Consider the following 21,624-nt stretch of genomic DNA (forward strand, 5'->3'; position numbering starts at 1 on the left):
GCTCAGCCGAAGGTCTGGCTCAGTCCCCTGAGCTCGCTCGCCCGCTTGAGGAGCTCCTGGCTGGAGTCGTCCACCGCCCGGATCTTCTGGCTGTTGGCGCGGGAGTATTCGGAGATCTGGTGGATGTTGCGGCTGATCTCCTCCACCACCACCTGCTGCTGCTCCGCGGCGGCGGCGATCTGGGTGGAGAACTCGGTCACCTGATCGATCTCCTCCAGGACCAGGTGCAGGTTGCCCGAACCTTGTCTCGTCATCTCGACGCACTCCCGGGTCTGGGCCAGGTTGTCCTGCATCATGCCCTGCCAGCGTTCCAGGGTGTGCTGGATCTGGCGGATGCTGCCCTGGATCTGCTCGGTCGCCTTGTGGGTGCGGGTGGAGAGGGTGCGCACCTCGTCCGCCACCACGGCGAAGCCGCGACCCTGCTCGCCGGCCCGGGCCGCCTCGATGGCGGCGTTCAGCGCCAGCAGGTTGGTCTGCTCGGCAATGCCCTGGATCTCCCCCATGACGCTGCCGATGCGCTCCGACTCGCTGGCCAGCTCGACGGCGGAGTGGAAGGCCTGCTCCGCCTGCTGCGCCAGCTGGGCCATCTGCAGCTGGGTCTGATCCAGCTGCACGACCGTGCTCTGGCAGCTGCTGCGGGCCTCGGTCACCTGGCCATTGGTGTCCTGGATGTTGCGGGCTATTTCGTGGGCCGTGCTGGCCATCTGGGTCATGGCGGTGGCCATCTGCTGGGTCTGGGCATCCTGTTCATTGATGTCGAGGAAGGCCCGGTGGGAAGAGTCCTGCAGGTCGGTCGCCAGGGCCTGCAGCGGGTTGGTGGCATCGTTGACCCGCCCCAGCACGGTGCGGATGCGGGCCTGCAGCATCTTCAGGTGGAAGTCGGCGATGGCCCCCGGTTCATCCCCCGAATAGACCAGCCGGGTCAGGCTGTCGTATTGCTGGCCGAGCTGTTTGAGATAGCGGGGCAGGGCGATGAGCTCGCGCCAGTAGGTGCTGGCGATGGCCAGCAGGGGCAGCAGCATCAACAGCACGGTCAGGGCCCCCTGGGTGAGGGCGGCCCAGCCAAACAGCGCCAGCAGCGGCAAGCCCAGCAGCAGGGGGCGATAGGGGCGCAGGGAGGGGAGCTTGCGAGCCTCCCCCCGTTCGGCCTTGAGCAGGGCCTGGTAGGTCTGGCTTGCCACCTGCTTGAGGGCGGGCTCCGGCTTGCAGCGAACCGACTGGTAGCCGCTTATCTTGCCGTTCTCGTAGATGGGGGTGACATAGGCGTCGACCCAGTAGTAACGGCCATCCTTGCAACGGTTCTTGACCACGCCGCGCCAGGGGTTGCCCTCCTTGAGGCGATCCCAGAGATCGGCGAAGGCGGCCTTGGGCATGTCGGGGTGGCGCACCAGGTTGTGGTTGTGGCCGACCAGCTCGTCGACATGGTAGCCGGCGATGCGGCAGAAAGCGGGGTTGGCGTAGGTGATGACGCCGCGCAGGTCCGTGGTGGAGACGAGTTGTTCGTCGGCGGGGAACTCCACTTCACTGTCCACGACCTGTGCGTGTTTGCGGGCCATAGGGGTAAGCTCCGATCTTCTGGCTGGTTGTTATTGTGGATGAGCCGAAGCCTCGCGCGGGGCGCCTTGCCCGGCTTCATCGGGGGCCTTATTTTGCCAACAAAGGCGGATAAAAAGTAGGGGCTAGGTTGGATTTTTGTTGTTGCAGGGTAAAAAAACGGCGACCGAAAGGTCGCCGAAAAGAGAAAGATAACACTACCTTTGTGGCACCCGGTAACGCACCTGCAACGTGTCGAGGATCTGCAGCTGGCCGGGCAGGCGGGCGGCGAAGTGCGTCCACTCCTTGCGGGCGGGATCGCTCCACGCCACCTCTGCGGTGGCCAGCAGGCGCGGGAACAACATGTAGTCGAGACGATCGCGAGAGGTGATCAGTTCCGACCACAAGGGGCTGAGCACCCCCAGGATGTTATCGTTGGCATGGAAATCGGCTGGCGCGGGATCGCAGGCGTAGACCTGTGCCAGATTGAGGGTGCCCGCCCAGTAGAGGCCGGGTTCGTGGATGTCCTGATTCCAGGCCATGTCCAGATAGAGGGACTGGGCCGGGGCCATCACCACGGGATAGCCCGCCGCCGCGGCATCGAGCCCCGCCTGGAAGCTGGTCCAGGCACAGATGGCCGCCTCCCGGCTCACCTTGTCGCCGTGCAGTATCTCTTCCCAGCCCAGCATCTGCTTGCCTCTGGCAGCCAGGTACCGCTGGCAGTGGCGCAGCAGGTGGCCCTGCAGCTCGCGGCAATCCTGATAACCCTCCTTTGCCATCAGCTGGCGACAGGCGGGGCTGTCGGTCCAGACACCGGTCGGTACCTCGTCCCCCCCCATGTGGATCTGGGAGCCCGGGAAGAGCTCGCACACCTCGTCCATCACCGTCTCCAGGAACTGGTAGGTGCCGGGCAGCGCCGGGTTGAGCACGTTGTCATCGAAATATTGTACCGAGAGGTAGCGGGAGTGATCGGCTTCCTCCACCAGCAGCCCGGGCAGCGCCTTGATGGCGGCGTGGCAGTGCCCCGGGATGTCGATCTCCGGCACTATGGTGATGCCGAGCCCGGCGGCATAGGTCACCAGTTCACGGACCTCGCTCTGGGTGTAGTAGCCGCCGTAAGGGTCGGGGCCCCCGCTCAGCTGGGGCCCGACGGCCAGGCCGTGGCCGCGCCAGGCCGCCACCTCGGTCAGCTGGGGGAAGGCCTTGATTTCGAGGCGCCAGCCCTCGTCATCGGTCAGGTGCCAGTGGAAGCGGTTGAACTTGTAGAGGCTCATCTGCTTGAGCAGGCGCTTGAGGGTGGCGACGGGATGGAAGTGGCGGGCACAGTCGAGGAAGATGCCGCGAAAACCGAAGCGGGGTTCGTCCGTCAGCTCGAGGCAGGGCAGGCTCTCGCCGTGCTGCAGGGCCCACTGGGCCAGGCTCACCAGCCCGTGGCGCCAGCCCGCCTCGCCGGCGGCCCGGATGGTGATCCCCTCCGTGGTGATGGAGAGCTCGTACCCCTCGGGGGCGAGCGCTGCCTCCACGAGGTGGATCTCGGCGTCGTGATCCTGGGTCAGGGCGAGGCCCGTCAGCTCGTTGAAATGGGCGAGCAGGGGGGCGAGGGGAACGGGGCCGCTGACATGGGCCCGCTCCGCCAGCCGGAAGTTGCCATCGGTGTAAATCAGATGGGTGGGGTGGGGCACTATGCCGTTGGCGGCCTCCACCTCGGGCAGATCGGGGCCGGCGGGCGGCGGGACCGGCAGGCCCAGCTCCTCACCGGCCAGCGTCACGGGCAGCAACTGCCCCTTGGCGTCCAGGCTCAGGAAGAAGCCCTGGGGCAGATCGGAGTGGCGCTTGATGGGGGTGTGGCGACAGCAGAAACGCAGCTCGCTGACCCCCTCCTCGGGCACCAGCACCTTGTAGCTGCCGCTCTGGCGCTCCAGGGTCCCCCCTTCGATGGACTGGGGATCGATATGGCGGGCGAGGCAGAAGTGAAGCTTCCACGGGGTGGCCGGAAGCTGGCTCAGGGTGAAGCGGAACCAGACGTCTTCACCGTCGCGGTGATCGACCTGGGTATGGATCAGGGGTGCAGACATGGGTATTCCTCTGATTGGGCAAACAGGATGGCGCCGTCAAGGGCATCGGCCTTGGGGGTCACCAGGTTGAAACGGGCAAGGCGGGGGGCGAGGCGCATGCCGACTCCCCCCAGCAGGGCTATCTGCCGGGCGCCCTGCTGCTGCATCCCCGCCAGCAGCGTCTGCAGCTGGGCGCAGGTCTCCTCCAGCAGCTGGCTGGCAAGCTCGTCCCCGTCGCTGGCGGCATCGAACACCCAGGGGGCGAAGCGACCGTAGTCGGCAGGCAGGGCGCGAGCGGCCCAGCGCACCACCTCGGCCTGATCCCGCCTGAAGTGATCCATCAGTCGCACCGCCAGGGCGCTGGGGGGCAGAATGCCGTCGTGACAGAGCAGGGATTGCTGGATGGCGCGAAGCCCCAGCCAGGCGCCGCTGCCGAGATCCGAGATGGGGAAGCCGCGCCCGGAACAGGTGTGCAGCCGGCCATCCCGGTAGATGAGCCCAGCCGAGCCGGTGCCGGCGATGAGGATGGCCCCCTCCTCACCGCCGAAGGCGCCCAGACAGGCACCGAAGGCATCGGAGGTGAGCTTCACCCTCGCAAACGGGAAAGGCATGGTCAGCAGGGCGTGATAGCAGTCGGCGAGCTCGGCGGAGGCGAGGGCGAGGCCCACTCCCATCTGCTGTTCGCACTCCTGGTCAAGTCCGGCCGCCTGCCGGGCGCTGGCGATGGCCGTCAGCACGTTGCCGTGGGCAAAGGGAATGCCGAGCTCCAGATTGGAGCCGGCGGCGCGCCCCTCGCCGAGCAGATTGCCGGTCCGATCCCGAATGCGGGCCCGGGTGTGGGTGCCGCCGCCGTCCACGCCAACCCAGAACTCAATCATGGGAGCCTCCCTGTACGCTCTGCCAGCTGATGGCCAGGGCGAACCAGGCGCCGTGTGGGATCCACTGCTCCCCCCAGCGCCAGTTCTGATCCAGCCGGTCTTTGTACTCCTCTGGAATAAAGGCCACGTCGGCCTCGTCGTCGAAGCCGGCGGTGATGCCGTTGCAGATCCCCCCCAGGGCATTGGGATAGCCGGCGGTGTAGGCCGGGTTGTTGCTGCCGTGGCCCGCCAGCATGCAGGCGTTGAAGGGGTTCTGCCCCAGGATCCAGTCGAGCTGGTGCTGGCCGAAGGTGCGCAGCAAGCGGCGCTGGCGCGGCAGCTGCGCGGCGGCGGCAAAGGCCATGGTCGCAAGGGACGCCAGCCTGGCGTTCTCCCCCTGCCACCAGTAACCGGACTCGTTGTGGTGGGGCATAAAGAAGCTGATGCGTGGAGCCTCATCGACCCCTTTCACATACTGGCGAGCGAGGGCGAAGGGGTTGCCTGCCCGGGCACAGAGCGCCAGCTCGGCGGCCAGGGCCTGCTCCACCACGGTCTGGACGGCGGCCTTGCGGGCCGGATCCGGCTCGATTCCCACGTATTCCAGCAGGGCCAGCACCGGCAGGCCCGCCTCGGCGGCGTGGTAGTAGGGGCGCGAGCCATCGTCGTTGGCGGCCCAATGGTGGCCGAGCTCGGGGTGGGGACGCTGGCGGGCGCACAGCTTGCCGGCCCGATCCCGCGCCTCGCCGAGCCACTCGGGGCCCAATGTTTTGGTCAGCTCGACCGCCGCCAGCAGGGCGCAGTAGTCGTCGATGATGTTCTCGGCTCCGTCGTCCAGATAGGCGAGGTTGCGCTCGCGCAGGTGCAGGTAGCCGCGCCTGGCCGCCTCGGCATAGTGGCCGGTGTCGAAGTCACCGCCGACGCGCTCGCGGGCGGCGCGGGCCAGGGCGGCGATGGCCATGCCGCCCCCCTGCCTGAAGCCCGCCTGCCAGCTGGCGGACTTGAGCCCCTGCTGGGTGGCGTAGGTGCACAGCTCCCGCTGCTCGGGATCCTTGCTCCACTTGTCGAACAGGGTCATGTAGAAGAAGCCGCTCTCGTCCTGCATGCGGCAGAGGAAATCGGCGCCGTGCAGCCCCTCGTCGTTGAGCCGCTTGCACAGGTTGATGCCGTCGATGTCGCCGCGGGTCGCCAGCAGCTCGCGGCTCTTGAGCAGGGCCCAGACCACCAATGGGGTCTGCTGGGGGTTGAGGTAGTTGGCGTAGGAGAGGTGGCTCAGGTACTTGCTCACATCGCCGCTGGCGTCAAACCAGCCGCCGTGCACGTCCCGGCGCCGGTCGGTGCCCACGAGGCGGGCGTTGCGATCGGCCCGATCGAAGGCACCGCTCGCACGCTGGCCCTTGAAGTAGTGGATGACGTCGGAGAGGCAGCGCTCGGCCAGCAGCCCACGGCCGATGGCAAAGGGAGCGGAGCGGACGAGGTGCTCGCGTGGGCCGGCCTCTGTGGCGACGCGGATGACGGCCTCCAGCCGGTAGTGGCCGTGCTCCCGGCAGGCGGACAGGTCGGCGCGCCAGTAGGCGCGGCCCTGCCAGCCGTCGACCCGGCCGGCGGGCTGCAGCGGCACCTCCAGCAGGGCTTGGTCGTCCCCCTGGCGCAGCAGCCTGACATGGCCGTGGAGGGGGAGGTCGGAGGGGGTCTGCAGCAGGGCGATCTTCTCCCCGTCGCACTCATAGCCCACCTGGTTGATCAAGAGTTCCATCAAGGCATTACTCCGGTGGCTCACCCGTGGCGAGTGAGGCAGATAGCGGGGCGCGGCCGGCCCCGGCTCGAGGCGTGGCCGGAGGTGCCTCCGGCCGCGGGCCAACTCATCCCTGTTCGTGCAGGTAGCAGCGCACGAAGTGGTTGTCGGCGAGTCGGGTCACGGGGGGCAGGCTCTCCTTGCAGCGGGGCATTGCCTGGTGGCAGCGTCCGGCAAACGGGCAGCCGCGGGATTCCGGGGTCCAGAGCGGGATCTCCCCCTTGCGTCCCCCCTCCAGCTCGGCGTGGATGCTCTTCTCGGGATCCGGCACCGCTGAGATGAGCAGCTGGGTGTAGGGGTGCTGAGGGTGGTGCAGGATCTCGTCCACCTCGCCCCACTCCACCATGTGGCCCACGTACATGACCGCCAGATCCTCCGCTACGTAGCGGGCGGTGGCGATGTCGTGGGTGATGTAGAGCATGGAGACGCCGAGCTCGTTCTTCATCTGCTCCATCAGGTTGAGGATGCCGATGCGAATGGAGACGTCGAGCATGGAGGTGGGCTCGTCCGCCAGCACCACCTCGGCTTCTACCGCCAGGTTGCGGGCGATATTGACCCGCTGGCGCTGGCCGCCGGAGAGCTGGTGGGGGTACTTGGCCGCGGTCGCCTTGGCGGGGGTCAGCCCCACCTTCTCCAGCAGGCCGTAGACCATGTCGGGCAGATCCCGCTTGTCGTTCACCTTGCTGTGCAGCAGCAGGGGGCGGGCGATGTGGTGGTAGATGGTGTGGGTCGGGTTCAATGAACCGAACGGGTCCTGCCACACCATCTGCACGCTCTGGCGGTAGTCCAGCAGGGCGGTGCCCTTGTTGAACTCCTCCAGATCCCGGCCGCGATAGAGGATGCGGCCGTTGGAGAGCTTGTACATCTTGGCGATGATCTTGGCGATGGTGCTCTTGCCGGAGCCGGACTCCCCTACCACCGCCAGGGCGCGGCCCCGGTGCAGGTTGAAGGTGATGTCGGACAGCGCCCGCATCTTGCCGCTCTTGATGGAGTTGGAGTTGACGGGAAAATCCTTGTAGAGGTGCTGGACCTCGATGATGGGCGCATCGGTTTGGGCGATTTGCATGACAGACATCCTTAACAGCCAGCGGCCTTGTCCAGATGGATCGGGAGATCCTGTTGTTCCTCTGCTGCCTCATAGAGATGGCAGGCAGCCTGTTGCCCGGGCCGGATCTCGGTCAGGGCGGTGTACTCCTGGCGGCAGCGGTCGTGCACCTTGGCGCAGCGGGCCTGGAAGCGGCAGCCGACCGGCACCTCCAGCAGGTTGAGCGGGGTGCCGGGGATCCCCTCCAGCACCGTCTTCGGGCCGTGCAGGGGCGGGAAGGAGTTGCCGAGCCCTCGGGTGTAGGGGTGCAGGGGCGCGGTCAGGATCGCCTTGGCCGGCGCCACCTCCACCAGCTCCCCCGCGTACATGATGCCGATGCGATCGCAGAACTCGACCATCAGCGAGAGGTCGTGGGTGATGAAGAGGATGGAGAAGTTGAACTTCTCTTTGAGCGCATAGACCTTCTGCAGGATCTCCCGCTGCACCACCACGTCCAGCGCCGTGGTGGGCTCGTCCATGATGAGCAGCTCGGGGTTGAGCGCCATGGCGATGGCGATCACCAGCCGCTGGCGCATGCCGCCGGAGAACTGGTGCGGGTAGTCCTTGAGCCGGCTCGGGTGGATGTCGACGATGGCGAGCAGCTCCTGGGCGCGCTTGATCGCCTCATAGCGGGTCAGCCCCGGGTTGTGGACCAGCAAGACGTCGCAGAACTGCTCCTCCATGCGCAGCACGGGGTTGAGCGCGTTCATGGCGGACTGGAACACCACGCTCGCCTGGCGCCAGCGGTAGCTGCGCAGCCGCTCGTCGTCGAAGGAGAGGATGTTCTCCCCCTTGAAGCGGATCTCGCCGCCGCTGATGTAGGCGGGCGGCTTGTGCAGCCTGGCCACCGAGAAGGCGACGGTGGACTTGCCGCAGCCCGACTCGCCGGCGAGGCCGAAGACCTCCCCCGGCATGATGTCAAAACTGACCGAGTTGACGGCGCGCACGTCGCCGTTTTCGGTGATGTAGTCGACGCAGAGATTGCGAACCGACAGCAGGGGTTGTTGCAGGGTCATGCTGTCTTCTCCTGAGCGTTGACTGGTGCCGGGGCGGCGAGCTGCTTCCAGCGGCACAGGCCCTTCTCATGGAGAGTGCGAAGCTGTAACAGGGGTTGTTGCAGGATCATGCTGTCTTCTCCTGAGCGTTGAGCGGGGCAGGGGCACTGAGTTTCTTCCAGCGGTTCAACCCCTTGTGGGAGCGCAGCTGCGGGTTCGCTATCTCGTCGATGGCGAAGTTGAGCATGGCCAGACCCGCGCCCAGGGTGGCGATGGCGAAGCAGGGGGCCAGGATCTCCCACCAGGCGCCCACCAGGATGGCGCTCGAGGTCTGGGCGTTGTAGAGCATGATGCCCCAGCTCACCACGGTCGGGTCGCCAAGACCCAGGAACTCCAGGGTCGCCTCGGTGACGATGGCGTAGATGATGGAGCCGATGAAGCTCACGCCGATGATGGAGATGAGGTTCGGCAGTATCTCCACCAGGATGATGCGCCAGGCCGGCTCACCCAGTACCTCGGCGGCGATGACGAACTCCTTCTCCCGCAGGGCCAGGGTCTGGGCGCGGATGACGCGGGCGCCATAGGCCCAGGAGGTAAATCCGATGATGAGGGCGATCACCATGGGTGACGCCTCCCCGATAAAGCTCGCCAACACCAGTAGCAAGGGGAGGTTGGGGATCACCAGCACCACGTTCATCAGGAAGGTGAGGCACTCGTCCACCACGCCGCCGAAGTAACCAGCGGTGATGCCGACCGTGATGGCCAGCGCACACACAAGCAGACCCGCCCCGAAGCCCACCAGCAGGGAGATGCGGGCGCCGTGGGTGAACTGGGACCAGAGATCGTGGCCCATGCGGTTCGACCCCATCACCAGCTCCACGCCGGGGGGCTGGTGGGGGCGGGCCACCCGCTTGGTGGGCTCGTTGCTGGCGAGCAGGGGGGCAAACAGCGCCATCAGCACGAAGGTGACGACGATGGCGAGGCCGAAGGCAGCCTTCTTGTTGCCCAGCAATATCTTGAGAATGGTCGGCATACGCATCTTATTTGCCTCCTGTACGCAGACGGGGATCCAGGAAGACGTAGAGCACGTCGGCCAGGAAGTTGAAGCTGAGCATGGTGATGGTCATGATGAGCAGTTGCCCCTGGATGAGGGGATAGTCACGGGCCAGGATGCCCTGATAGAGAGTCAGGCCCAGGCCGGGATAGTTGAAGATCACCTCGGTGATGAGGGAGCCGCCGATGACGAAACCGAGCGCCATGGAGAGGGCGGTGACGCTGGGCAACACGGCGTTGCGGGCGCCGTAGTTGAATATCACCCGGTTGCTGGAGAGTCCCTTGGCCTTGGCCATGGTGATGTAGTCCTCGCCCAGCAGGTTGATCATGTTGTTGCGCATGGTGATGAGGAAGCCGCCCACCTGGACGATGGCCAGGGTGCCCACCGGCATGATGGCGTGCAGCAGGATGCTCTTGATGTGCTCCCAGCCGAAATCGGCCTTTATTTCAGGGCTGTAGGCGTAGCCGATGGGCAGCCAGCCGAGGCTCACCCCGAACAGGAAGAGGGCGAGCAGGGAGACCACCACGGGAGGGATGGCCTGCATCACCAGGGTGAGCGGGGAGAGGATGCTGTCCATGCGTCCGCCCCGGTACCAGGCGGCGAAGATGCCGACGATGGAGCCGATGGAGAAGCTCAGTATGGTGGAGGTGCCCACCAGGAACAGGGTCCAGCCGATGGCGCGTCCGAGCACGTCGGCGACCGGTTGGGGGTAGTAGCGCACCGAGGTGCCGAGGTCCCAGGTGAAGACACTCTTCACATAGGCGAGAAACTGGGTGCCGATGGGGCCGTCCACGAAGCCGAAGGTGGCCTTGAGGGCCTCCAGCGCGGCGGGCTCCATCATGGCGCCGGCCCGGGCAAACATGACGGAGACGGGATCCCCCGGCATGGCTCTGGGCAACAGGAAGTTGATGGTGGCGGCCACCAGGAAGGCGACCAGATAGAAGGAGAAGCGTCTAAGTATAAATCCCATGGTGATACCTTTTACTGCAAGCCTGCCCCGCGCCGGGCAAAGCTCCCCCAACCCCGGCGAGTGCGGGGGATGAAAGACATGGCGGGGAAGAGGGCCCCCCGCAGGGGGCCGGGGTGATTAGCTGTTTGGCTTGAGTGACAGCACGTGCAGCAGACGTTCCGGGGTGTCCGGGTGTACCTGCGGCTTGGCGACCGGGTTGTCGGCACTGAACCAGCCATTGAAGCGCTTGGTGCTGTATTCGTACCAGGTCGGGTTGTTGAACACCGGGATGATGGTCTGGTTGGCCCCGACACGCTCCTGGATGGCGAACATGATCTCCTTCTGCTTGGCGGCATCGGCGGTCTGGGTGAAGTCGTCGATCAGCTTGTCGAGCTCGGGATCCTTGTAGCGGGGCGCCGCGAAGCGGTTGCCGCGCTCACCCATGTTGCGGGAGTGGAAGGCGGTCTCGAAGTACTTGTGCGGGTTGGCACCGGCAAAGTACCCCTGCAGGGCGACGTCGAAATCACCGGTGATCAGGGACTCGGTCCAGACGGTGGCTTCCGGGGTGGCGGTCTTGGCATTCAGGCCCAGGGCCTGCAGGCCTTCCACGCCGATCTGGACGGTGTTGACCCAGTCGGTCCAGCCGTTCGGTACCAGCACCTTGAACTCGATCTTCTTGCAGCTCGGGGTGTCGAGGAACTTGTCGCCGTCACAGTCCTTGTAGCCCGCTTCCTTCAGCAGGGCCTTGGCCCCTTCCAGGTCGAACTTGTTGTATTTGCCGTATTTCTTCTCGACTTCCGGGTTGTCCCAGGAGGCGAATGCCTTGCCCAGGCCCGATGGGTACTCGTTGACGGTCGGGTAGCCGTAGCCCGCGATGTCCACCATGGACTGACGGTCCATGGCCATGGAGAAGGCGCGGCGGAAGTTGATGTCGTTGAAGGCCTCGTTGTTGCCCGGGTTCTTGCTCTGGAAGTTGACGTTGAACGCCACTGTGCCGGAGGCGGGGAACCAGTACTTGTTGTTCTTCGGATCGTTGCCGACATAGAGACGCTCGATGTCCGGCACGAAGGAACCGAACCAGTCCACGTCACCCTTCATCACGGCGGCCAGCACCTGATCGTTGGTGGCCATCTGCGGCATGCGCAGGCAGTCGATGGCGAGGTTGGCGTTGTCCCAGTAGTGCGGGTTGCGGCACTGGGTATAGAGCTGGGCGGAGAAGTTGTCCACTTCGGTGAAGGGACCGGTCCCGACCGGCTTGTCGTTGGTGAAGGCAACCGGGTCTTTTACCGACTTCCACTGGTGCTCGGGCACGATGGGCACCAGTACGATGTCGTTCACCACGTTGGTGTTGACGGCGGCCAGATCGAACTTGACCTTGTACTGGCCCAGCTTCTCGACATTCTTCACCTGGGTCCAGATGGAGCGCTCATCCAGCGCCTTGTTGGCCTTGACCAGGTTGAAGGAGAATAGCACGTCATCGGCGTCGAAGCCTTCGCCGTCAGACCACTTGACCCCTTCACGGAGATCGAAGGTGACGGATGTCAGGTCATCGCTGAACGCGTAGTTGGTGGCCAGGCGATAGACGGGTTTGCCACCCTGCATATCGTTGAAGATCACCAGGGGCTCATAGATGAAGTGACGGGTGGTGTGCAGCAGACCCGCCTGCAGGAAGGGGTTGAAGTTTTTGACCCATGCGGTTTCCTGCTGGGCAACCAGGGTCAGCACCGTCTTGTTGTCGGCGGCCATGGCAGCGCCGGTGGCACCGGCAAGCAGAGTCCCCAGCATGACCGAGGTAGCGATTTTGGATACTTTGGCAAGCATATTTTTTCCTTTCTTATTGGTCTTCCATGGTTTTGGAATGGAGCACCGGATCCCATGCTTGGATACCGGCCCTCAATGTTGGTCAGGTTTTTCACCCTTGTAGTTGTGTCATCCAACGCCCTTAGAAAAGCAGAGTTAACAGGAAAACAACAACTCTTCATTTCGTCGATATCGTAAAAACTCGAGTGTTCTCGTCATTATCGTCAAAATGTATTATTAATCCTTTTGAATTATACAGTTACATTAATTCTCACGAAGCACAAAGTGACCCTGAATGACGAGGCAAGGGCGATAATGTGAGGTGGATCGTGCACGTTTTTTATCCACATTCGGCGCTTTTTTTTGAGCAGGAAAGAAGGGATATCTGCGACCGGGCGGAACTGTGCGCTGGCTCACGGGTGGGAAGGGGGATGGCGAGCAGGGCCGACGGAAAGGTACGGGGGCGGTGCGTGAAGAGGCATCACTGACAGGGAGGCGTTTTCCTGCCGGCAATAAAAAAGCCAGTCGGTGCGACCGACTGGCTTTGTGGGGCATGCTGGCGTGATTACGCGATCAGGCTGGCCCAGAGGTCGTACTCGTCCGCCTCGTCGATGCGAACCTTGACCATGTCGCCGGGCTTGAGGCCGGTTTCACCGTTCAGGTAGACCAGGCCGTCGATCTCGGGGGCATCGGCGGCGGAGCGGCCGGTGGCTCCCTCTTCGTCCACTTCGTCGATCAGCACCAGCATCTCCTTGCCGACCTTGCGGGCGAGCTTGCGGATGGAGACCTGCTGTTGCAGCTCCATGAAGCGCTGGAAGCGCTCCTCCTGCACCTCGGCCGGCACCGGATCCGGCAGTTCGTTGGCCTTGGCGCCCTCGACCGGGCTGTACTTGAAGCAGCCGACCCGATCCAGCTCCGCCTTGTCGATGAAGTCCAGCAGCATCTGGAACTCTTCTTCGGTCTCGCCGGGGAAGCCGACAATGAAGGTGGAGCGCAGGGTGATCTCGGGGCAGATCTCGCGCCACTTCTGGATGCGCTCCAGGGTGCGCTCGACGGAGCCGGGACGCTTCATCAACTTCAGGATGCGCGGGCTGGCGTGCTGCAGCGGGATGTCCAGGTAGGGGAGGATCTTGCCGTCGCGCATCAGCGGGATGACGTCATCCACGTGCGGGTACGGGTAGACGTAGTGCAGGCGCACCCACATGCCGAGCTTGGCCAGCTCCTCGCACAGGGCCACCATGCTGGTCTTGACCGGCATGCCGTCGTAGAAGCCGGTGCGGTGCTTGACGTCCACGCCGTAGGCGGAGGTGTCCTGGGAGATGACCAGGATCTCCTTCACGCCGGCCTCTTTCAGGCGCTTGGCTTCGGCCAGTACCTCGCCGATGGGGCGGCTCACCAGATCCCCGCGCATGGAGGGGATGATGCAGAAGGTGCAGCGGTGGTTGCAGCCTTCGGAAATCTTCAGATAGGCGTAGTGACGGGGGGTCAGCTTGACGCCCTGGGCCGGCACCAGGCTGGTGAAGGGGTTGTGGGTCGGCTTTTCCACGTACTTGTGAACGTGGCCCAGCACCTCTTCATAGGCGTGGGGACCGGTGATCTCGAGCACCTTGGGGTGGATCTCGCGGATCTGGTTCTCTTTGGCGCCAAGGCAGCCGGTGACAATCACCTTGCCGTTTTCGGCCAGGGCCTCGCCGATGGCTTCCAGGGACTCCTGCACCGCACTGTCGATGAAGCCGCAGGTGTTGACCACCACCAGCTCCGCATCGTCATAGCTGGGCACCACGTCGTACCCTTCGGTACGCAGCTGGGTCAGGATGCGCTCGGAATCGACCAGGTTTTTGGGGCAACCCAAGGAGACGAATCCTACTTTGGGGGCCTGTTTTGTGTTGGACATCGCTCAATCACTCTTAGGTGGCTCTTATTCAAGGGCGCGGATTTTACCGGAATGGCTAACCAAAAACTATACAACCGGCGCTGGTGGCCCGAACAATATTTACGGCGGGGCAGGATGGTCCGGGGGCCGTGCCACGCCAAGGGGAATGGCGGGACGGACCCCGACCAGCAGAGGGGAGAGGAGCGGCATCGCCCCGGCATACGTCACCGATTGACTCTTTTTCCTGCCGTGACCTTGACCGGAAGCCCTGCCAATCTGCTACTGTGACCCTCGACCCATTGTGGACGCTGGAGGAGAGAATGAAGATTCGATTGACTGTGATTGCCGCGGCCCTGGTGCTGGCATCGACCCCGGGCCACGCCGACTGGGCGAAGGTGAAGGAGGCAGCCTCGGAGCTTGGCACCGCGGTGAGCGACACCAGCAAGGAGGCGTGGAAGGACATCACCGATTTTTCCAAGCAGACCTGGGAGTCGGTGTCCAACTGGGGGGCCGAAACCTACAGCAAGGCCGGCGCCTGGACGGCGGAGAGTGCGGCCACCGGCAAGGAGTGGCTCGACGCCGCGGACAAGAAGCTCGACACCATGCTCGAACCCAAGACTCCGGACGAGGCCAGAGCCGCGCTCGATACCATGGCCGATACCGCCCTGGTACGGCTGTTCAACGAGCAGCCTTCCGCCAAGTTGCTGTTTGACCAGGCTTATGGCTATGCGGTCTTCGACTCTCGCAAGTTCTCCCTGATGATCCACACCAATCAGGGCTCCGGGGTGGCCGTCAACCGCACGACCGGCAAGCACACCTATATGAAGATGTTCGGTGCCGGCCTCGCGGCCGGGCTCGGCGGCAAGTTCTATCAGCAGGTGATCCTGTTTGAGGACCAGGCCCGCTTCGATGCCTTCGTCAACAAGGGCTGGGAAGCCACCTCCGAAGTGGGGGCCGTGGCCGGCAAGGAGAGCGCCGAGCTCACCGCCAAGTACAATGGCGGCATGGCCATCTACCAGATTGGCGAGAAGGGGCTGTTGCTGGACGCCAATATTTCGGGTTCCAAGTACTGGCTGGACGGGGATCTGAACCCGTGATTGTACAGGCCTTGAGCAGCCGCCGGTTTTTCTTCGAACAGGGTGCGTTGCCGTCTGTTTAAATGGCGTGAATTGCAGTAAAAAGAGGGCCTTCGGCCCTCTTTTTCATGGGCGCAACCAGGTTCGTCAGCAGGACAAGGAAATGGGTATGACACAAGCATCAGCACAGGACGGGGCGGACGCAGTCCAGAGCAGGGAGTGGGACAAGCAGAGCATTTTTCTGCGTCTGCAGGAGGGGATCCCCACGGCCTTCTGGGTCTGGGGGGATCAGATCTCCCCGCTCGAGCCCGACGAGGGGTCGACATACCGGGGCCACTTCGGCTGGGGGCGTGCCGACGAGGCGACCATGGCGCTGGCACAGGCCATCGTCACCCGGCTGGTGGCGGTGGGGCTGGTTCCTCCCGAGCTGGCGGTGAGCCGTGCGGGCTATCTGCATGACGAGGTGCTGGTCAAGCTGCCCGCCGGGGAGCACTACGATCTGCACCTCAGCTATCTCAGACTGCTGCTGGGAGAAGGGGCGGTGCCGCGCCCCTGAGTGACCGGTTCGTCCTCTTCCCTGCGATCACCCTGTGCCCCGATGTGAGGGCACTCTTCCCTAATTGGCATTCTTATTGCTTGGGGAGTGTCAGTGTCAATGATTTGTCTGGGAAGGGAAGATGGAAATAAGCGCAAGCAGCCTGATGCAAGAGATGCAGGCTCTCAGGGTCGAAGCCGGTGCCACGCCGCTGACCCAACCCGGTCGCCAGGTCAGCTCCGACTTTGGCCAGATGTTGCAGCAGGCCCTCGACAACGTCAACGAACTGCAGGGCGCCGCCAACGATCTGCGCACCCGTTTCGATCTGGGTGACAAGTCGGTGGACCTCTCCGAGGTGATGATCGCCGGGCAGAAATCCTCCATCGCCTTCGAGGCGACGGTGCAGGTGCGCAACAAGATGGTCGATGCCTACAAGACCATCATGAACATGCCGGTCTGACCCAGGCTCATGGCGACCGAGCATCATGACGATGTCAGCAACAAGGACATAAACCGTGGCAACTGATCAAAACGGCGATCTGCTGATGAACAACGAGGGGGGCGCCGCCCTCGACGAGCAAGAGCAGAAGAGCTCGGCGCTGGGCTTCCTGTCCAACACCGATGTGCTGCGCCAGATCACCCTGATCCTGGGGTTGACCATCTGCCTCGCCATCGCCGTCTTCATCCTCTTGTGGGGCAAGGAGCCGGAGATGCGTCCCCTCGGCACCTTCAACACCCAGGAGCTGGTCTCCACCCTGGATTACCTCGATCAGCAGAAGATCCCCTACCAGGTGGATGGCAAGAGCGTGCTGGTCAGCGCCGAGAACTATGCGGATATCCGTCTGCGCCTGACCCGTGCCGGTCTGGCCAGCAGCAGTGACGCCAGCAACGACGGCGAGGCCATCCTGCTCAAGGACTCCAGCTTCGGCGTGAGCCAGCGCATGGAGAGCGAGCGCCTCAAACTGAGCCGCGAGCGCCAGCTGGCGAGCGCCATCGAGCAGTTCCAGAATGTGGCCAAGGCCCAGGTGCTGCTGGCCATTCCCAAAGACAACGTGTTCGCCCGCAACGAGCGCAAACCGAGCGCCACCGTGGTGCTGAGCCTCAAGGGCACCGCCCTCGGCCAGGGGGAGGTGGACTCCATCGTCGACATGGTGGCCTCCGCCGTCCACGGTCTGGAGCCGACCCGTGTCACCGTGACCGATCAGAACGGTCGCCTGCTCAACTCCGGCTCCCAGGATCCCCTCTCTGCCCAGACTCGCAAGGAGTTTGCGATGCAGCAGAAGCAGGAGCTGGAATACAAACAAAAAATTGACGCCATCCTGATCCCGGTGCTCGGGGCCGACAACTATACCGCCGAGGTGGATCTCTCCCTCGACTTCTCCCAGCAGGAGCAGACCCGCAAGACCTACAACCCGGACCTGCCGGCCGTGCGCTCCGAGATGACGGTGGAAGAGAACAGCGCCAACGGCAGCAATGGCGGCGTGCCTGGCGCGCTCTCCAACCAGCCCCCCGCCGCCTCCAACATTCCCGAGCAGGCCGCTGGCGGGGAGGGGGGAACCACCTCTTCCGGCCGCTCCCGCAAGGAGGCGACCCGCAACTTCGAACTGGACACCACCGTCAGCCATATCCGGCGCCAACAGGGCGGCATTCGTCGCATGACGGTGTCGGTGGCGGTGGACTACAAGGCGGTGCCCGGCGCCGACGGCGCCGTGACCCGTGAGGCCCGCAGCCAGGCCGAGCTTGACACCCTGCGCCGTCTGCTGAGCGGTGGTCTCGGGTTTGACGTGACCCGGGGGGACACCCTGGAGGTGGTCGCCATCCCGTTCAACCGCCCCGAGCTGGAGACCGTGGCCGACATTCCCGTCTACGAGCAGCCCTGGTTCTGGCGCGCGGTGCGCATCGCCGCCTCCGTGCTGGTCATCATAGTGCTCATCGTCACCGTGGTGCGCCCCATGCTCAAGCGCCTGCTCTACCCGGATGCCAAGCCGGAAGGGGAGCTGGACTTCGACAACCACACCGTGCTGGGTGGCGACGACGAGCTGAGCCTGCTGGCTGCCCAGGCCGAGGCCGAGCCGGTGTTCGGTCTGCGGGATGGCCAGCTCAAGCTGCCGGATCTGCACCGTGACGAGGATCTGCTGAAGGCCGTGCGCGCCCTGGTAGCGAATGAACCTGACCTGGCCGCCCAGGTCATCAAAGAGTGGGTAACCAAAGATGCCTGAAGAGAATAAAAGCCAGGTCACCGGCAACGACATCACCGAAAGCCAGCGCCTGATCCTGGACCAGATGGGTGGCATGGAGATGGCGGCGGTGCTGATGCTGAGCCTCAACGAGGAGGACGCGGCCCAGATCTTCCGCCACCTCGAGCCCAAACAGGTGCAGCGGCTCGGCATGTCCATGGCCTCGATGTCGGATTTCAGTCACGACCGGGTGGCGGCGGTGCATCGTCAATTTATCGACGACATCCAGAAGTACACCAACATCGGCATCGGCAGCGAAGACTTCGTGCGCAAGGCCCTGGTGGCGGCGCTCGGGGAGGACAAGGCCAGCAACCTGGTGGACCAGATCATCCTGGGATCAGGTGCCCGCGGCCTCGACTCCCTCAAGTGGATGGATGCGCGCCAGGTGGCCAGCATCATCCAGAACGAGCACCCGCAGATCCAGACCATCGTCCTCTCCTACCTGGAACCCGAGCAGTCCGCCGAGATCCTGAGCCAGTTCCCGGAGCAGGTGCGCCTGGATCTGGTGATGCGTATCGCCAACCTGGAAGAGGTGCAACCGGCGGCGCTGCAGGAGCTCAACGACATCATGGAGAAACAGTTCGCCGGTGCGGCCGGTGCCCAGGCCGCGAAGATGGGGGGCCTCAAGGCTGCCGCCAACATCATGAACTACCTGGACACCAACATCGAAGGCCAGCTGATGGACTCCATCCGCGAGTCGGACGAGGAGATGAGCCAGCAGATCCAGGATCTGATGTTCGTGTTCGAGAACCTCATCGACGTGGACGACCGTGGCATCCAGACCCTGCTGCGGGAAGTGCCCGGCGATCTGCTGCAGCGCGCCCTCAAGGGCTCGGACGACCAGATGCGGGAAAAAGTCTTCAAGAACATGTCCAAACGGGCCGCCGAGATGCTGGCGGACGATCTGGAGGCCATGGGCCCTATCCGGGTCTCCGAAGTGGAAGCCGCCCAGAAGGAGATCCTCTCCACCGCGCGCCGTCTGGCGGATGCGGGCGAGATCATGCTGGGTTCCGGCGGTGGCGAAGAGTTCCTCTAAGCCCAGGGTCATAAATGTGCGATGATACCGGCCCCTGCATCCGGCTCTCGATAGGAGTGTCTTCAGCCCATGAATAACAAGAACAACAAGCTGCGCGGTTATCTCAGACCCGAGGATGACGAGGCCAGGGTCGAGGCCTGGGGCTGGCCCGAGATGGAGACCGAGAGCGAGATCGAGAGCAATGCCCTGGGGCTCTCCCCCGACTGGTATCGCCAGGAGCAGGTGCAAGAGGCGCCGCCGGAGGAGCCGGTGGAAGAGCCCGCCCCCAGCATCACCGCCGAGGAGCTGGAGGCAATCCGCCAGGCCGCCTGGGAGGAGGGGATGCGCGAGGGGCGCGAGGCCGGCTTCGCCAAGGGGCTCGAGGAGGGCAAGCTGGAAGGCTTGCAACAGGGCCATCAGGCGGGCCTGGAGCAGGGCCGGGAAGAGGGGCTCGCCATGGGCCGCGACCAGGTGGAGCAGGAGGTGGCCCGCTGGCAGGCACTCGCCTCCCGCCTCGCCACACCGCTCAGCGAGCTGGATGACGCGGTGGAGCAGCAGCTCATCACCCTGGTGCAGCAGCTCGCCCGTGCCCTTATCCGCCACGAGGCCGAGACCTCGCCCCGGTTGCTGCTCGAAGCGCTCAAGCAGGGGCTGGCCCTGCTGCCTGCCGCCGAGCAGGGGGTCACCCTGATGCTGCACCCGGAGGATCTGGCCCGGATTGAGGAGGCCTTTGGTGCCGAAGAGTGCGTCAAGAGGCACTGGCGGCTGCAGAGCGATCCCACCCTCTCCCCCGGGGATCTGCAACTCGCCACCGAACTTTCCAGCATCGATCTCGCCCTCTCCGGGCGCATCGATCAACTGCTGCGCAATTTCTTGCGCGACAACGCGAGCTGAGCCGTGACCTGGTTTTTTAACCCGCACGGCCTCTCCCCATCTCGCCCTTCGGAGGCAACATGACCGCATCCCTGCTCAACCGGCTGCAAGGCTACCGGGTGCGCGATCAGGCCCCCATACCGCCGGTGGCGGGCAAGCTCACCCGGGTGGTGGGGCTGACCCTGGAAGCCATCGGCTGCCGCGCCGCCATCGGTTCCCTGTGCCGCATCGACACCCAGGATGGGGCCCTGGAGGCCGAGGTGGTGGGCTTCTCCGGCGATCGCCTGTTCCTGATGCCGAGCGAACAGCTCAAGGGGGTCATTCCCGGCGCCCGCGTGGTGCCCGTCACCGAGGATCACGGCATCCCGGTGGGCATGAACCTGCTCGGGCGCGTCATCGACGGCATCGGCCAGCCCCTGGACGGCATGGGCCCCATCATCTCCTCCCAGACGGTGCAGTTCGCCCAGCACCGCATCAATCCGCTGGCCCGCCGCCCCATCCATCAACCCATGGACGTGGGGGTGCGCGCCATCAACGCCGTGCTCACCGTGGGCCAGGGTCAGCGGATGGGGCTGTTCGCCGGCTCCGGCGTCGGCAAGTCCGTGCTGCTCGGCATGATGACCCGGGGCTCGGTGGCGGACGTGGTGGTGGTGGGCCTCATCGGCGAGCGGGGCCGGGAGGTGAAGGAGTTCATCGAGGAGATCCTCGGCGCCGAGGGGCGCGAGCGCGCCGTGGTGGTGGCGGCCCCCGCCGACGCCTCGCCGCTGATGCGGCTCAAGGGGTGCGAGACGGCGCTCGCCATCGCAGAATACTTCCGGGATCAGGGGCTCAACGTGCTGCTGCTGATGGACTCCCTCACCCGCTACGCCCAGGCCCAGCGCGAAATCGCCCTGGCGGTGGGGGAGCCGCCGGCTACCAAGGGCTACCCGCCCTCGGTGTTTGCCAAATTGCCGGCACTGGTGGAGCGGGCCGGCAACGGCAGCGACGGTCAGGGCTCCATCACGGCGTTTTTCACCGTGCTGACGGAGGGGGACGATTTGCAGGATCCCATCGCCGATGCGGCGCGGGCCATCCTCGACGGCCACATCGTGCTGGCGCGGGAGCTGGCGGATGCGGGCCACTACCCGGCCATCGACATCGAGAAATCCATCAGCCGGGTCATGCCCATGGTGACCTCCCCCGAGCACATGGAGCTGGCGCGCACCTTCAAGCAGTTCTATTCCCTCTACCAGCAGAACCGGGATCTCATCACCATAGGCGCCTACAGCCAGGGATCGGATCCCAGGATCGACCGGGCCATCATCCAGAAACCCTATCTGGATCAGTTCTTGCAGCAGAAAATGCGCGAGGTCATTCCCTACGACGAAGGCCTGCAATCCCTGCACATGGTCGCCATGCCATTGATGCGTTGAGCCGATAATGCCGCTGGAGTGCCGAGATGAGTAAAGGATTGGAGTTGCTGGCGACCCGACTGGTGGAGGCCGAGAATCAGGCCGCCATGGCGCTGGCCAAGGCGCAGCAGGACTTGAAGCTGTTCATGGATCAGCAGAATGCCCTCAACCAGTACCGCCAGATCTACCACCAGCAGTGGACGGATCGCGGTCTGCAAGGGATCAGCCCCCAGCAGAACAGCCAGTATCACGCCTTCATCAACAAGCTCGAGAATGCGGCCACCCAGCAGTACCAGGGGGTGCTTCAGGTGCGCGAGGCGCTGGCCCAGTGCCGTACCCAGTGGCTTGAGGCCCAGCAGCGGCGCAAGGCGGTGGAGCTGCTGCTGGAGAAGAAGGCGGACAAGGTGCGCCAGAAGGCCCAGCGTCAGGAGCAGAAGATGCTGGACGATTACACCATCCAGCGTCGTTACCACCAATCTGGCCTGTAATTTGCTTTCTATAGCCTG

The 21,624-nt window shown here is 64.5% G+C and carries 18 protein-coding genes; 8 read left to right on the top strand and 10 right to left on the bottom strand.

Annotation, left to right across the window (positions count from 1 at the left end; translation table 11 throughout):
* Positions 1-2: 2 nt before the first annotated feature.
* The 10 genes from I6L45_RS12380 to rimO form a co-directional block, all read right to left on the bottom strand.
* Positions 3-1,556, bottom strand: a complete 1,554-nt coding sequence (locus I6L45_RS12380; protein WP_216982222.1) for a PAS domain-containing methyl-accepting chemotaxis protein — start codon at positions 1,554-1,556, stop codon at positions 3-5.
* 195 nt (positions 1,557-1,751) lie between these two features.
* Entirely contained in the window at positions 1,752-3,608 is a 1,857-nt protein-coding gene (locus I6L45_RS12385; protein ID WP_216982223.1) for a beta-N-acetylhexosaminidase, read from the bottom strand.
* Positions 3,593-4,465 (bottom strand): BadF/BadG/BcrA/BcrD ATPase family protein, encoded by an 873-nt coding sequence (locus tag I6L45_RS12390; protein ID WP_216982224.1) that lies wholly within the window; start codon positions 4,463-4,465, stop codon positions 3,593-3,595. Before I6L45_RS12390 ends, I6L45_RS12385 begins: the two co-directional genes overlap by 16 nt.
* The gene (locus tag I6L45_RS12395; RefSeq protein ID WP_216982225.1) at positions 4,458-6,197 is read right to left on the bottom strand and encodes a glycoside hydrolase family 9 protein; all 1,740 of its coding nucleotides are present in this window, start codon (positions 6,195-6,197) and stop codon (positions 4,458-4,460) included. Before I6L45_RS12395 ends, I6L45_RS12390 begins: the two co-directional genes overlap by 8 nt.
* Before the next feature lie 106 nt (positions 6,198-6,303).
* Complete coding sequence (locus I6L45_RS12400) at positions 6,304-7,302, bottom strand: ABC transporter ATP-binding protein (protein ID WP_216982226.1); 999 nt, start codon at positions 7,300-7,302, stop codon at positions 6,304-6,306.
* A gap of 11 nt (positions 7,303-7,313) precedes the next feature.
* A complete protein-coding gene (locus I6L45_RS12405; protein ID WP_216982227.1) occupies positions 7,314-8,336 on the bottom strand; it encodes an ABC transporter ATP-binding protein in 1,023 nt (340 codons plus the stop codon).
* A 106-nt stretch (positions 8,337-8,442) separates the two neighbouring features.
* Positions 8,443-9,354: an ABC transporter permease gene (locus I6L45_RS12410; RefSeq protein ID WP_043762008.1), complete on the bottom strand. Its 912-nt coding sequence runs from the start codon at positions 9,352-9,354 to the stop codon at positions 8,443-8,445.
* 1 nt (position 9,355) lies between these two features.
* Entirely contained in the window at positions 9,356-10,339 is a 984-nt protein-coding gene (locus I6L45_RS12415) for an ABC transporter permease (RefSeq protein ID WP_043762006.1), read from the bottom strand.
* A gap of 117 nt (positions 10,340-10,456) precedes the next feature.
* On the bottom strand, positions 10,457-12,139 hold the full coding sequence (locus tag I6L45_RS12420; RefSeq protein ID WP_134696945.1) for an ABC transporter substrate-binding protein: 1,683 nt from the start codon (positions 12,137-12,139) through the stop codon (positions 10,457-10,459).
* A gap of 544 nt (positions 12,140-12,683) precedes the next feature.
* Positions 12,684-14,012, bottom strand: coding sequence for a 30S ribosomal protein S12 methylthiotransferase RimO (rimO, locus tag I6L45_RS12425; RefSeq protein WP_216982228.1), 1,329 nt, complete (start codon positions 14,010-14,012; stop codon positions 12,684-12,686).
* A 299-nt stretch (positions 14,013-14,311) separates the two neighbouring features.
* Between rimO and I6L45_RS12430 the strand changes: the two genes are divergently transcribed.
* From I6L45_RS12430 to fliJ, 8 genes are all read left to right on the top strand, one after another.
* Positions 14,312-15,088, top strand: coding sequence for a hypothetical protein (locus I6L45_RS12430; protein WP_134696592.1), 777 nt, complete (start codon positions 14,312-14,314; stop codon positions 15,086-15,088).
* A gap of 148 nt (positions 15,089-15,236) precedes the next feature.
* Entirely contained in the window at positions 15,237-15,623 is a 387-nt protein-coding gene (locus I6L45_RS12435; RefSeq protein WP_043761999.1) for a hypothetical protein, read from the top strand.
* A 121-nt stretch (positions 15,624-15,744) separates the two neighbouring features.
* Positions 15,745-16,062 (top strand): flagellar hook-basal body complex protein FliE, encoded by a 318-nt coding sequence (gene fliE, locus I6L45_RS12440; protein ID WP_043761998.1) that lies wholly within the window; start codon positions 15,745-15,747, stop codon positions 16,060-16,062.
* A 55-nt stretch (positions 16,063-16,117) separates the two neighbouring features.
* The gene (gene fliF / locus I6L45_RS12445; RefSeq protein WP_167576850.1) at positions 16,118-17,821 is read left to right on the top strand and encodes a flagellar basal-body MS-ring/collar protein FliF; all 1,704 of its coding nucleotides are present in this window, start codon (positions 16,118-16,120) and stop codon (positions 17,819-17,821) included.
* The gene (gene fliG / locus I6L45_RS12450) at positions 17,814-18,875 is read left to right on the top strand and encodes a flagellar motor switch protein FliG (RefSeq protein WP_043761994.1); all 1,062 of its coding nucleotides are present in this window, start codon (positions 17,814-17,816) and stop codon (positions 18,873-18,875) included. Before fliF ends, fliG begins: the two co-directional genes overlap by 8 nt.
* A 69-nt stretch (positions 18,876-18,944) precedes the next feature.
* Positions 18,945-19,748, top strand: a complete 804-nt coding sequence (fliH, locus tag I6L45_RS12455; RefSeq protein WP_216982229.1) for a flagellar assembly protein FliH — start codon at positions 18,945-18,947, stop codon at positions 19,746-19,748.
* Positions 19,749-19,807: 59 nt separating this feature from the next.
* Positions 19,808-21,139: a flagellar protein export ATPase FliI gene (gene fliI / locus I6L45_RS12460; RefSeq protein ID WP_042076983.1), complete on the top strand. Its 1,332-nt coding sequence runs from the start codon at positions 19,808-19,810 to the stop codon at positions 21,137-21,139.
* A gap of 26 nt (positions 21,140-21,165) precedes the next feature.
* Positions 21,166-21,606, top strand: a complete 441-nt coding sequence (fliJ, locus tag I6L45_RS12465; RefSeq protein WP_216982230.1) for a flagellar export protein FliJ — start codon at positions 21,166-21,168, stop codon at positions 21,604-21,606.
* Positions 21,607-21,624: the final 18 nt, after the last annotated feature.

Source organism: Aeromonas sp. FDAARGOS 1415 (assembly GCF_019048365.1).
Classification (GTDB): domain Bacteria; phylum Pseudomonadota; class Gammaproteobacteria; order Enterobacterales; family Aeromonadaceae; genus Aeromonas; species Aeromonas taiwanensis.